The following is a 12759-nucleotide window of genomic DNA, read 5'->3' as shown; positions in this document are numbered from 1 at the left end:
CTAGCGGTACGTCGAAGCGTCCACCGTGGCCGGGTCCTGCCCGGCCAGGAAGACCTCCTCATACCAGCGGCCCCAGTCCGGCCGGGTGCCGTCAAGATCGGTGAAGCCGTACTCCCGCATCAGCCCCCAGGATGACAGGCAGTCGCCCGACCACCGGCTGACCTGGGGATCGGACGCCAGCGCGACCACGGCCCGGCCGACGTAGTGCGGGGTCTCGGCCATCGCGAAGTGCGGGTCCTGGGCGACCGCGTCCCGCCAGTTCTCCTCGGTGACGCCGAGGCCTTCGAGCATCGCCTCCGACCGGATGAACCCAGGGGTCAGTGCGACAGCGGTGATCCCGTTGGGCTGCAACTGTTTCGCCAGCCCGTGGGCGATCCGCCGGACACCGCTCTTCACCAGGTAGTACGGCAGCGAAACGCCGTGATAGGTGTCGTCGTCGCCATCGGTGATCTCGACGACGAGACCGCCCTGGCGGACCAGCGGCACCAGCCGGTGCAGGGCGATCAGGTGCGACTCGATCCCGTTGCGGGTCACCGCGATCGCCTTGTCCAGGTCGGACTCCCAGAACGGCGTGCCGTGCTCGACGAACGGGTCGCCGCCCCAGACGTCGTCCACCAGCAGGTCGATCTGGCCGTTGATGACCCGCACCAGACTGTCCACATCGGACACATTGGTGAAGTCACAGCGCACCGGAATGCCGGTGCCGCCGGCCTTCGAGACCAGTTCAGCGGTCTCCTCGATGGTCTCCGGCCGGCCCATCGGGCTCACCGCGTCCCGGGTCGTGCGGCCGGTGACGTACACCGTGTACCCCGCCGCGCCCAGCTCGACGGCGATTCCCCGGCCACAGCCCCGGGTCGCCCCGGTCACCACGGCGATCATGCAGTCCTCCATCCGTTCAGCACCGCACCGATGTCGTCGGTCAGCCGGTCTGCCAGCCGTCCGACCGGATTGATCGACCAGTCCACGGCCGTGCCGTTCGTCAGCGCCACCAGCAGCCGCGCGGCCTGCGGCGGCGCGCCCTGCAACGGGATCAGCAACGGCGTGAGCTCGTCGGCGAGCGTCGAGTAGAACCGGCCCAGCAGCCCGCGCAGCTCGGGATCGGCCAGGTCGGCGGCCAGCTGGGCGAGGTTGTGCGGCGCGGTCGCGGGATCGTCCAGTCCGCTGTAGACGTTCAACAAAGCTTGCAGGACAGTCGAAGCAGAGCGCACCAGGTCGGGGATCTGCGCGATCGCGGCCTCGCTCAACGCCACCAGCAGCCCGTGCTTGGAGCCGAACCGCTGGGCGACCGTCCCGACCGAAACACCTGCCTGCGCGGCCACGTCCGCGACCGTGAAACCAGGCCCTCGTGAGGCGATGACCTGACCCAACGCGTCGAGCAGACGCGCGTCGGTGATCGTCCGGGGCCGGGCCACCCCATTAGTGAACCACAGTTCATTAACGGGGGCCACCCCTACCCCGGCGAGTCAGGGTCACCTCGGGGATCTCACCTAGTCGAGGCGGCTTTCGGGTCGCCCGGACTACGACTCCGAGCTGACCCCGAAGTGGCACCCCGGGAGGACGCGAGCGGGGGTGCGCCGCCGCCACGATTGGTGCCAGTCGGGGGAGGCGCAATGACTTCACTTAGGGAGCGGCAATGATCGAGGCACGGGGCCTCACCAAACGCTACGGGAAGACGGTCGCGGTCAACGATCTGTCGTTCACCGTCCAGCCTGGCCGCGTCACCGGGTTCCTCGGCCCGAACGGCGCCGGCAAGTCCACCACCATGCGGATGATCCTCGGCCTGGACAACCCCACGTCCGGCCAGGCGCTCATCGATGGTCGTCCCTACCGGGACCTGCACCATCCCCTTCGGAAGGTCGGCGCCCTGCTGGACGCCAAGTGGGTGCACCCCAACCGGTCCGCCTACTCGCACCTGAAGTGGATGGCGGTGTCCAACAAGATCTCCATCAAGCGCGTCGACGAGGTGCTGGAGATCGTCGGCCTCACCTCGGTCGCCGGCAAGCGCGCGGGCGGGTTCTCGCTCGGCATGTCGCAGCGGCTGGGCATCGCCGCCGCGCTGCTCGGCGACCCGGAGGTGCTGCTGTTCGACGAGCCGGTGAACGGCCTCGACCCGGAGGGCATCCTCTGGATCCGCAGGTTCATGCACCGGCTGGCCGACGAGGGCAAGACCGTGTTCGTCTCCAGCCACCTGCTGTCCGAGATGTCGCTGACCGCGCAGGAGCTGATCGTGATCGGCCGCGGCAGGCTGATCGCGCAGAGCAGCACCGAGGAGTTCATCCACGCCGCCACCGAGAACACGGTGAAGGTGCGCAGCCCGCACCTGGGCAAGCTGCGTGCGGCGCTGGCCCACGAGGGCGGCGCGCTGCGCGACGGTGAGGCCGGCTCGCTCGTGGTGTCCGGGATGGACATCGAGCGGATCGGCGAGATCGCCGCCGCGAGCCAGCTGGTGCTGCACGAGCTCAGCCCGCAGCGCGGGTCGCTGGAAGAGGCGTTCATGCAGCTGACCGGCGACTCCGTTGAGTACCACACCGACATTGCCGAAGCCGCAGGCCAACTGCAGGAAGTGACCCGATGACACTGCTGTCCGTCGAACGGATCAAACTGTTCTCCACCCGCTCGCCATGGTGGTGCTTCGCCCTCGCGCTCTCGCTGACCATCGGGTTCGCCGCGCTGCTGTCGCTGTCGGCCAACGACACCGCCCAGGTCAACATCATCAGCTCCCAGTTCGGGTTCAACTTCGGGCTGGCGGTGATCCTGGTGCTGGCCGCGCTGGCCATCACCACCGAGTACCGGTTCAACACCATCAAGACGACCTTCCAGGCGGTGCCCAACCGCACCTCGGCACTGCTGGCCAAGGCCGTCGTGGTCGCGATCGCCTGCGGCATCGCCGGGGAGATCGCCGCGTTCGGCTCGCTGGGCATCTCCAAGCTGTTCCGGCCGGACGCCGACCTCGCGCTGAACACGGCCGCCGACTGGCGCGCGGTCGCCGGCGCCGGGCTGGTCACCGCATTCGCCGCGATCATCGCCCTGTCGGTGGGCATCCTGGTCCGCCACACGGCCGGAGCAGTGTCCATCCTGCTGGCGTACTCGCTGATGGTCGAGTCGCTGGTGCGGATCATCCCCAAGGTGGGCATGGACATCCACGCCTGGATGCCGTTCAACGTCGCCAGCCGGTTCCTGACCGGCAACCCGGACGTGTCGCCGGAGCTGGCCGACTCCGGGCCGGGGGCCTCCAACTCCACATTGGACCCCTGGTGGGCGATGGCGTACTTCGCCGGATTCGCCGTGGTGATGCTGACGATCGCCATCGTCACCGCCAAGAAGCGGGACGCCTGACCGAAAGAACCACCGGTTGGTGAATCGGGGACCAACCGGTGGGCGGGAACTGGGGAAAATCGGCCCGGGTCACCTGTCGGGGGGTGGCCCGGGCCCTTTGTCGATCCGGTCACGGACTGTTGCGATCACCGGTCGGACTTGGAAGGATGGGCCGCAGCGATCTAGCGCATGCGGCCTGGTAAATACCACGTTAAGAGGCTGTGAGGCGTCGCGCACGTCGCGGACAACGGTGTTCGACTAGCGCTCAGATCGATGTTGACCCCGTCACGAACCATCGGAGGTGGACGTTGACGGTTGCTGACCTGAGTGCCCCGACCGGGCCACCCGAGCGCGCTTTGCCGAACTCCGGAACAGTGCGCCGGGAACTACGAGTAGAGCCGATGATCGCGCTGGAATGGTCTCAAGCGATCGAGCCGCACAGCGCCATCTCGTCCATCGCATCCGCCACCAGACCGTCGGAGATCCGCCGGGCGTGGGTGCACCGGGCGCCTGAGGACCAGGTGCTCACCCTGTTCCGGACCGCCGTGGAAGTCGATCCGCAGCTCCCCGCTCCCTGGTGGCTGCGCGCGCTTGCCGCGGGCACCCTGGCAACGCGTTCCGAGGGGTTCCTGCTGGAGGACCGGGTCGCCAAGCTGCTCGACGCGCGCCCAGGCTGGGTGTTCGTGCCGTGGAGCACCGAAGGCGACACCGGGTACTGGGAGTACATGCCGTCGGAACGAAGAGTCGACGGCCCCGCCATCCCGACCACCCTTGTCCTGACCGACCGGCATCCCGGCTGGCTGGACATCGTGCCGGTGCACAACACCGGCAGCACCCCGGCTCCGCTCGCCGTGCGCGGGCTGGCCGACCTGCGGGCCAACCTCGCCCGCTGGGAGAGCGTCTCCTAGCTTTAACACCGTGGAACAACAGGTACACCGGCGCACTGTGGTCAGCTACGTCCAGCGGGGCGGGCGGATGACAGTGGGCCAGGAGAAGGCTTGGCAGCGGCACTGGTCGCAGCTCGGGCAGGATGTGGTCGAGCTGCCATCAGGGCCGCTGAACGTGAGTGCGTGGTTCGGCCGCGAGGCCCCCGTCGTGCTGGAGATCGGTTCCGGCATGGGCGAGACCACCGCCAAGCTCGCCGCCGCCGCTCCCGGGGTGAACTACCTGGCCGTCGAGGTCTACCAGGCCGGGCTCGCGCAGCTGATGATGCGGGCCGAGGAGCTTGGCCTGACAAACCTCCGGCTGTTGCGCGGCGATGCGGTGATCCTGCTGACCGACCACATCGAACCGGACTCGCTCGACGAGGTCCGGCTGTACTTCCCGGACCCATGGCCGAAGAAGCGGCACCACAAGCGCCGGATCGTCCAGCCCGACTTCGCCGCTCTGGTGGCCTCGCGGCTGCGGCCCGGCGGCCGGTTCCACATGGCCACCGACTGGGAGCACTACGCCGAGCACATGCTCGAGGTGTGCGAGGCGGAGCCGCGGCTGACCAATGTGCACGGAGGGTGGGCACCGCGACCGGAATGGCGGCCGGTGACCAAGTTCGAGTCCCGTGCCCATGCCGAGGAGCGGGACATCCGCGACCTGATCTACGAACGGGCGCACTGACAGTAGTACCAGTCCTACCCGGCCGGGTAGTTGAGCCGGTTACCCCGATCGGCCGATAACCAGGGTGTGACCGCCCTGCGTGAGATCTCCTTATCGCCGGATGCCGGGCTGCTCGAAGCGGCCGAGGAGTTCCTGTACAGCTATCACGATGCCCGGCCGCGTGCCGGGCACGTCCGTTCCCGGCTCGCACTGGTGCGTACCCAGGTCGAGGAGACCGGGACCTACCAGCACACCCGCGGTGAGCTGGCCTACGGCGCCCGTCTCGCGCTGCGCGACAGCGGCGTCTGCACCACTGGTGTGCCGTGGCGCGGCCTGCTCGTGCGGGACCTGCGGGCCGCGCACACGGCCACCGAGGTCGCGTCCGGGTGCGTGCAGCACCTGCGGGCCGCTGTGGACAAGGGCCGGGTGCGGCCGACGGTGACGATCTTCGCGCCGGACAGCCCGCGGCTGATCAACGAGCAGCTGATCCGCTACGCCGGGTACGCGCAGCACGGGCAGGTCGTGGGCGACCGCCGGCATGTGGCGTTCACCGACACGGTCCGCAAGATGGGCTGGCGGACGCCGACCGCTCGCAGCGCGTTCGACCTGCTGCCGCTGGTGATCCGGGATCACGAGCACGGGGTGCGGCTGTTCGCCATCCCGCGGGACGTGGTCCGCGAGGTGCCGCTGGAGCACCCCGAGCTGAGCTGGTTCGTCGACCTCGGCCTGCGCTGGCACGCGGTGGGCGTCCGCTCGCAGCTGCTGTGCATCGGCGGGGTGCGGTATCCGGCGCTGTTCAACGGGATCTACCGGGCGTCCGCGATCGGTGCGGACGCGCTCGGCGACGACCGGGCCTACGGGTTCGGCCGGGTGATCGCCGAGCAACTCGGCCTGGACACCTCCATCGAGCACTCGCTCTGGCGCGAACGCGCCGCACTGGAGCTGGACCGGGCCGTCCTGCACTCGTTCCAGGCGGCGGGAGTGAGCATTGCGGCCCGAGCCGACCAGCCCGTCCGGCCGGACGGCGACCGTCATTCGCCCAGTTTCCTGGGGTAGCTTGCGCGACATGCGTCAACGCTTGCGAGCTCCGATCGTCCTGCCGTGCGACACGGCCTGTTCGGTACTGCGGGATGCCGTGGTGGACATCGAGGAGGACGGGCGGATCGGCTACGTGGGGCCGTTCGCGTCGGCTCCCGGCGAGGCCACGGTCACCGAGCTGGCCGGGATCCTGCTGCCGGGCCTGGTGAACGCGCACGCACACACCCCGATGACCGTGCTGCGCGGGATGGGCGGCGACCTGCCGCTGCTGCGCTGGCTGCAGGACGTGATCTGGCCCGCCGAGGCCAAACTGACCAGCGACGACATGTACGCCGGGATGGTGCTGGGCTCGGTGGAGATGCTCCGCGCGGGCGTGACCACGAGCCTGGAGATGTACTTCAACCTGGACCGGCTGGCCGAGGCGGTGCTCGCCACCGGCGCCCGCGCGGTGCTCACCGGCGGGGTGATCGAGGCGCCCGGGTTCACCTGGCGCAAGCTCGTCGACCACGTCAGCTCGATGATCGACACACGTGGCCTGCGGTTCGGCCCGGGCGACCGGATCGAGATCGGCTACGGCCCGCACTCGGCCTACACGCTGACCCCGGAAGTGCTGGTCGAGGTCGCCGAGGCGGCTCGCGCGCGGGATGCGTTGATGCACATCCACGTCGCCGAGGCGGCCCTGGAGGACGCGGCGCAGCGGGAAGCGCACGGTTCGGTGCCGCGGTTGCTGGAGTCGCTGGGGTTCTTCGGCGGGCGGGTGGTCGCGGCGCACAGCATTCATCTGTCCGATGAGGACATCGCGATCTTCGCCGCCAACGGGGTCGGGGTCGCGCACTGCCCGGGGTCCAACGCCAAACTGGCGTCCGGGATCGCGCGGATCCGGGACCTGCGCGAGGCGGGCGTCAACGTCGCCCTGGGCACGGACGGCCCGGCCAGCAACGACGATCTGGACCTGTGGGAGGACATCCGGCTGGCCGCGATGCTGGCCCGTCTGTCCACTTTGGACGCTTCGGCCCTGGTGGCCCCCGATGTGCTGTTGATGGCCACTCGGGGCGGCGCGGCCGTGCTGGGGCGGACGGACATCGGTGCGTTGGAGACCGGTCGTTGGGCGGACGTCGTGCACGTGTCCACCGACGCACCGGCGTTCTCCAGCGGGGTCGACGTGCCGGACGTGCAGTTGCTGTCGAACCTGGTGTGGGCCGCGGGTGCGCGTCAGGTCCAGGACGTGTGGGTGGCCGGTGACCAGGTGGTCAGCGACGGCGAGACCACGATGGTCGACCGGGCCGAGGCCCAGGCGGCCGCGGGCGAGGTGACTAAACGGCTCCTCGCGGCCGGATGACGACCTCGGTCGGATGCGCGTCGCCAGGCGTGTTGATCGCGTTCAACACCGCTTGCGCGACCGTGTCCGGCCGTAGGTACTTCTCGGGTTCGTACTGACCGCCCTCGGCATCCCGCACGGCGTGCTGCATGCCGGTGTCCGTGCGCCCGGGGAACACTGACGTCACGCGGATCTCCGGAACCTCGGCCCGCAGCACGTCCGCGTACGCGCGCAGCGCGAACTTGCTTGCCGCGTAAGCACCCCAGTTCGGGTTCGCCCGGATCCCCGAGCCGGAGTTGATCAGCACGACGTGCCCGTGTGCTTCACGGAGCTTGGGCAGCAACACCCTCGTCAGCTCGGCCACGGCGACGACGTTGAGGGCGAACGTCTCCCGCCACAGCTGCGGCGTGTGGTCTTCGAGCGACGCGATCTCGACCATTCCGGCGGAGTGGACCAGGACATCGAGCGACTCGATGTCCTGGGTCCGTTCCTCGAAGGACCCGAAGTCCCGCAGGTCTACTGGCCAAGGCCTTCCGGGCAGCCCGGTCACCGGTTTGCGCGCTCCCAGCCAGACCTCGTGCGTGGGTGCGAGGGCACGGGCGACCGCCGCCCCGATCCCGCCGGAAGCACCGGTCACCAGTGCCGTTCTCGTCACCTAGCTCACGATAGTCAGTCGCAGATCGATCCGCGGCGCGGCCAGATCGACACGACGGCCGGACGGGGCTGGCTGGTGCCACCATCGGGCCAGTGCGACAACGGGTTGTCGGCGCTGGCGCCGGTGATCTCACCCGGGTGCTGGACGGAGACGAGGACGAAGTCCTCGGTGATGACCGGGCCGCAGGTCTCCGCGCCCTTGGGCACGGTCAGGAACTGCTTCACGCGGCCGCGGTACTTGCCCTCGACCGGCACGGCGAACAAGCCGTCGTTGGACTTCAGCGCGTTCCCGTCGCTGGCGATCCACAGGTTGCCGCGCTTGTCGAACGCCAGGTTGTCCGGGCAGGAGATCGGGCTGACCTGGGTCTTGTCGTAGCCACCGAAGTACGTGTCCCGCGAGGCCGGGTCACCGCACACCAGCAGCAGCTTCCAGGAGAACTTGGTCGCGGTCGGGTCGCCACCCTTCTCCTCCCACTCGAGGATGTGGCCGTGCTTGTTGCCGACGCGCGGGTTGATCTCGGTCGGGCCCTCCTTGCCTGCTGCCACACCGCGGTCGGTGTTGTTGGTCAGCGCGGCGTACACGCGGCCGCTCTTCGGGCTCGGCTCGATGTCCTCGGGCCGGTCCATCTTGGTGGCGCCGACCTTGTCCGCGGCCATGCGGGTGAACACGTAGACCTGCTCGGCGGTGAAACCGTCCACAAAGGACTTGTTGCCGCTGGCCAGCGGGATCCACTGGCCGGAGCCGTCGAACTCGCCATCGGACGGCAGCTTGCCGGTGCCGTCGATCTCGGCAGCCGGGCTGTCCCCGGTGAACTTGGCGACGTACAGGGTCCCGTCGGAGAGCAGCTTCTTGTTGTGCGCGCGGGCACTCGGGCTGTCGCCGTGCTTGATCCTCGCCGAGGACACGAACTTGTAGATGTAGTCGAACCGCTCGTCGTCACCCATGTAGGCGACCACGCGGCCGTCACGCGCGACCCGGACGTTGCAGGCCTCGTGCTTGAACCGGCCAAGCGCGGTGTGCTTGACGGGTGCGGCGTCCGGGTCCTTCGGGTCGATCTCGACGACCCAGCCGAACCGGTTGAACTCGTTGGGTTCCTGGGTGATGTCGAAGCGCTTGTCGAACCGCTCCCACTTGCGCACGGTCGCGGTGCCGATCTTGCCGTAGCGGGTCACCCGCGGGTCGGTCGGCGCGGTGGGGCTGGCGAAGTAGCCGTCGAAGTTCTCCTCGCCGGACAGGTACGTGCCCCACGGGGTGACGCCACCTGAGCAGTTGCCGAAGGTACCGAACACCTTCCGGCCGGTCTTGTCCACGGAGGTCTTGAGGAAGTCGCTGCCCGCGGCGGGGCCGTCGAACTCGAACTGGGTGGTGACGGTGATCCGGCGGTTGTAGTGCCGGTCGAGCTGCGGCACGAGCTTGCCGGACCAGAAGTCCTTCTGCACCACGACAACGGAGAACCCGTGCGCGGCCCAGCCGATCCTGACCTGCTCCTCGGTCGGGTTGGCCTCGCTGTAACCCTTGAACATGAACGACTCGGTCGTGTACTCGTGGTTCGAGCCCATCAGCCAGCGGTTGTAGCCCAGCGGGACCAGGCCGCAGAAGTCGTTGTTGAAGCCGAACTGCTTGGCCTGCGCGGCCGCGGTCTGCTTGTCGAAGTCGAACTTCGGAGCACCGGGCAGCACGGCGTCGCCCCACCGGATGACGACGGCGTGGTCGTAGCCGTCGGCCGTGACGATCTTGTCCTCGGTGTTGGGTGCCACCGGGTCGAAGTTGAGGCCGTCGCCGCGGTGCGAGCCGTGCCGCTCCGCGTCGGCGGGGGCCGCGGACGCGGAACCACCCAGGGCGGTCATCCCCGCGCCGGCCGCGGCGAGCACGGTGCCGGCCTTGAGCAGGCCACGCCGGCGCACGATCGAACCGACCACGTCACCGAAGTACTCGTTGCCGGACGTGTTGGGCGCGTCGTGCGAGCACGCGTTGTTACAGCGGTACTGGCACGTGATTGCCGACCGCCCGAAGTGATCGTTGGTGAGCAGTGGCAGCAGACGGCGTGATTCCACGCGAAGCCTCCCATAAGGGTCAGTGGGAACGGCCGAACGGTAAGCGCCCAAAGGTAGGCCTAGCGGACATCAAAGTGAACGACTGGCGAACAACCGCTGGGCGTCGCTGCCGAGAACCAGCCGGTCACGTGCGGTTATCCGTTCTCCAGCGTGGCATCCCGGCCATCGCGCGCGGTGTACGCCTTCGGCTGGCCCTGTTGCGGGCCCAGCCGGGCGATCAGCACGGCGTAGTCCGGTCCCTGCGGCCCGATGCGGTAGGCCACCTTCCAGGCGTTGTCCGCGGTGCGCACCAGCACCGACTGGACGTTCGGCGTCATCACGTACGCGTACATGCCGTTGGCGCTGTTCGGCAGGAAGCCCTTGAACCACATCAGCCGGCCGTTCCTCGGCGCGATCAGCGGCAGGCACGCCGGGCTGCCGTACTTGGCCTGGTCGGCGCCGTTGACCTTGACGCCGTACGGCAGCGGGATCGAGCACATCAGCTGCGTGCCGTCGCGCTGCACGGTGTAGACGAGGGTCTCCCACTGACCCTCCGGGCGGGTGACGGTCTCCACGCTCACCGGTTCGGTGATCAGCTTCTCGTTCGGGACGGGCACATAGTTGTTCCCGGTCTTGGGCGGCGGCCAGTTCGAGGCCGGGCCGGTGGCCACGCTGGACGGGTGTTCCTCGGCGGGCAGCACACCACCGGCCTGCACACCGCTCGGGCGAAGGTTGAAGATCACCACCGGCACGGCGATCAGCGCGGCGACCGCCGCCGCCACCGCCGCCATGAGGACCGGTCGAACCCGTGCTCGACGACTTTTCAACGCCAGCCGTCGCTCCTGGTCGGCCCAGGCGTTGTGGCTCGGTGGCACCTCCTCGGCCAGCTCGACGAGTGCCGAGCGCAGCCGGCGCTCCAGCTCGTCCATCACCCTTCCTCCAGGTGCTTGCGCAGGTTGTTCATCGCGTGCGAAGTCGTCGCCTTCACCGTCCCGACCGCGACACCGAGGGTCTCGGCGATCGCGGCCTGGTCCAGGTCCAGCCAGTAGCGCAACACCAGTACTTCCCGCTGCCGGCGTGACAGCTTGCCCAGCGCCTCTCTGATCCGGCGATGCTCCTGGCGAGCGATCGCGTGGGACTCGGCGGACAGCTCGTCCAGCATCACCTCGGGCGGTGTCTTGCGCACCACCTTGAGGTGCCGCAACCGCGACCGGCTCAGGTTCACCACCATCGCCCGCAGGTACGGCAACGCCTTCGAGTCGTCGTACAACGTGTGCCAGCGGTCGTGCAGCCGGACGAACGCCTCCTGCGCGATGTTCTCCGGGTCGTCCGCGCCGAGCAGGTACGCGAGCCGCTTCATCGCCTCGAACGACTCGCTGAACAGCGCAGAGAACGCCGCCATGCCGGGGGCCCCGGCCACCACCGCTCTCACATGTCCTTCACGTCTGGCTCACGCGCCGGGTTTAGGCGTCCTCGAGGGTTTGCCCGGCCGCGTCCTTGGCGGTGTAGTTCGTGATCGTCTTGCCGGAGATGTAGGTGAAGAACAGGTCGAAGTCGGTCCCGCTGCCCATCCGGTCCGCGGTGGCGTACGTGCCGTTGTCCGCCCGCACCACCACGTGGTGGGTGTTCTTGGCGGCCAGGAACACGAACCCACCCATGTTGTCGGCCACGGTGCTGACCTGGAACTTGCCCCAGAACACCTTGCCCGGTTTCGGCGGCCGCAGCGGCGAGCAGGCGCGCTTGGTCACCGCGTCGTCGCGCGGGATGCCGGTGGTGAACGTCTTCCCCTCGGCGGTGCAGTACATCGTCTCGCCCTTGGCGTTGAGGACCAGGCCGTACAGGCTGCGGTACCCGCCACCGCCGGACTGCTCGGTCATCAGCGACACTGGCCCGATGACGATCGTCTCGCCGACCCCCGGCTGGTAGGTCGCCTTGGTCTGCGGCACCACCACACCCGAGCTCGGGATCTTCGTGCTGGGCGTGCTCACGCTCGTCTCGGGCGGCCGGTTCGCGGCGGTCAGGTCATCGCCGCCACCACCGCCGCGTGAGTTGAACACCAGCACCGGCACCATGATCAACGCCGCCACGGCGGCCGCCGCCGCGACCACCAGGATCGGCCGGCGCCGGGCCTGCCTGCCGCGGCGGGCCATCCGCCGCTCGTGCTCGCCCCAGGCGTCAGTGCTGGCCGGCACCTCACCGGCCATGTCGGTGAGTGCCGAGCGCAGCCGCCGCTCCAGCTCGTCCATCACCACTCCTCCAGGTGCTTGCGCAGGTTGTTCATCGCGTGCGAAGTCGTCGCCTTCACTGTGCCGACGGCCACACCGAGCGTCTCGGCGATCGCGGCCTGGTCCAGGTCCAGCCAGTAGCGCAGCACCAGCACCTCTCGCTGCCGCCGGGACAGCTTGCCCAGCGCCTCCCTGATCCGCCGGTGCTCCTGGCGGGCCAGCGCGTGTGTCTCCGCGGACACCTCGTCGAGCATGACGTCCGGCGGCGCCTTCCGCACGACCTTCAGGTGACGCAGCCTCGACCGGCTGAGATTCACGACCATCGCCCGCAGGTAAGGAAGCGCCTTGTTCTCGTCGTAGAGCGTGTGCCACCGGTCGTGCAGGCGGACGAACGCCTCCTGCGCGATGTTCTCCGGGTCGTCGGCGCCAAGCAGGTACGCGAGCCGCTTCATCGCCTCGAAGGACTCGTCGAACAGGGTCGAGAACGCCACCATCGCGTCCATTCTGGACGGTCCCGCGGCGCCCGGCCCGGCCACCACCGTGCTCACCCCCCTCAGACGCCCTGATCAGCCAGAAGGTTTAGCC

General features: G+C 69.0%; 14 protein-coding genes. 6 read left to right on the top strand and 8 right to left on the bottom strand.

Going from position 1 to position 12759, the window contains the following annotated elements:
* Together AB0J95_RS04985 and AB0J95_RS04980 are read right to left on the bottom strand one after the other, a co-directional pair.
* On the bottom strand, nt 1-879 hold the full coding sequence (locus AB0J95_RS04985; protein WP_364752415.1) for an SDR family oxidoreductase: 879 nt from the start codon (nt 877-879) through the stop codon (nt 1-3).
* Nucleotides 876-1412 (bottom strand): TetR/AcrR family transcriptional regulator, encoded by a 537-nt coding sequence (locus tag AB0J95_RS04980; protein ID WP_364752413.1) that lies wholly within the window; start codon nt 1410-1412, stop codon nt 876-878. Before AB0J95_RS04980 ends, AB0J95_RS04985 begins: the two co-directional genes overlap by 4 nt.
* Before the next feature lie 221 nt (nt 1413-1633).
* Between AB0J95_RS04980 and AB0J95_RS04975 the strand changes: the two genes are divergently transcribed.
* The 6 genes from AB0J95_RS04975 to AB0J95_RS04950 all read left to right on the top strand — a co-directional run bounded on the left by AB0J95_RS04975 (nt 1634) and on the right by AB0J95_RS04950 (nt 7282).
* Nucleotides 1634-2575: an ABC transporter ATP-binding protein gene (locus tag AB0J95_RS04975; protein WP_364752410.1), complete on the top strand. Its 942-nt coding sequence runs from the start codon at nt 1634-1636 to the stop codon at nt 2573-2575.
* Nucleotides 2572-3336: a hypothetical protein gene (locus tag AB0J95_RS04970; RefSeq protein WP_364752407.1), complete on the top strand. Its 765-nt coding sequence runs from the start codon at nt 2572-2574 to the stop codon at nt 3334-3336. The genes AB0J95_RS04975 and AB0J95_RS04970 overlap by 4 nt, the downstream gene beginning before the upstream one ends.
* Nucleotides 3337-3623: 287 nt before the next feature.
* Complete coding sequence (locus AB0J95_RS04965; RefSeq protein ID WP_364752405.1) at nt 3624-4223, top strand: hypothetical protein; 600 nt, start codon at nt 3624-3626, stop codon at nt 4221-4223.
* 67 nt (nt 4224-4290) lie between these two features.
* Nucleotides 4291-4926, top strand: coding sequence for a tRNA (guanosine(46)-N7)-methyltransferase TrmB (gene trmB, locus AB0J95_RS04960; RefSeq protein WP_364753491.1), 636 nt, complete (start codon nt 4291-4293; stop codon nt 4924-4926).
* Between the two features lie 66 nt (nt 4927-4992).
* Nucleotides 4993-5961, top strand: coding sequence for a nitric oxide synthase oxygenase (locus AB0J95_RS04955; protein ID WP_364752402.1), 969 nt, complete (start codon nt 4993-4995; stop codon nt 5959-5961).
* Nucleotides 5962-5971: 10 nt separating this feature from the next.
* Entirely contained in the window at nt 5972-7282 is a 1311-nt protein-coding gene (locus AB0J95_RS04950; RefSeq protein WP_364752399.1) for an amidohydrolase, read from the top strand.
* Here the strand turns inward: AB0J95_RS04950 and AB0J95_RS04945 are convergent.
* From AB0J95_RS04945 to AB0J95_RS04920, 6 genes are all read right to left on the bottom strand, one after another.
* A complete protein-coding gene (locus AB0J95_RS04945) occupies nt 7257-7916 on the bottom strand; it encodes an SDR family oxidoreductase (protein WP_364752396.1) in 660 nt (219 codons plus the stop codon). The genes AB0J95_RS04950 and AB0J95_RS04945 overlap by 26 nt on opposite strands.
* Nucleotides 7917-7930: 14 nt before the next feature.
* Nucleotides 7931-9970 (bottom strand): PhoX family phosphatase, encoded by a 2040-nt coding sequence (locus AB0J95_RS04940; RefSeq protein WP_364752394.1) that lies wholly within the window; start codon nt 9968-9970, stop codon nt 7931-7933.
* Nucleotides 9971-10104: 134 nt separating this feature from the next.
* Nucleotides 10105-10878, bottom strand: coding sequence for a hypothetical protein (locus AB0J95_RS04935; protein ID WP_364752391.1), 774 nt, complete (start codon nt 10876-10878; stop codon nt 10105-10107).
* On the bottom strand, nt 10878-11381 hold the full coding sequence (locus tag AB0J95_RS04930) for a sigma-70 family RNA polymerase sigma factor (RefSeq protein WP_364752388.1): 504 nt from the start codon (nt 11379-11381) through the stop codon (nt 10878-10880). Before AB0J95_RS04930 ends, AB0J95_RS04935 begins: the two co-directional genes overlap by 1 nt.
* 31 nt (nt 11382-11412) lie before the next feature.
* Nucleotides 11413-12195 carry a hypothetical protein gene (locus tag AB0J95_RS04925; RefSeq protein ID WP_364752385.1) on the bottom strand — a complete coding sequence of 261 codons (783 nt, stop codon included), beginning with the start codon at nt 12193-12195 and terminating at the stop codon, nt 11413-11415.
* Nucleotides 12195-12722 carry a sigma-70 family RNA polymerase sigma factor gene (locus tag AB0J95_RS04920; protein WP_364752382.1) on the bottom strand — a complete coding sequence of 176 codons (528 nt, stop codon included), beginning with the start codon at nt 12720-12722 and terminating at the stop codon, nt 12195-12197. The genes AB0J95_RS04925 and AB0J95_RS04920 overlap by 1 nt, the downstream gene beginning before the upstream one ends.
* Nucleotides 12723-12759: the final 37 nt, after the last annotated feature.

It is taken from the genome of Actinocrispum sp. NPDC049592 (assembly GCF_040675465.1).
Taxonomy (GTDB): Bacteria; Actinomycetota; Actinomycetes; order Mycobacteriales; family Pseudonocardiaceae; genus Kibdelosporangium.
Note: the sequence above shows the minus strand (reverse complement) of the source record. Positions and strands in the feature narration are given on the sequence as shown.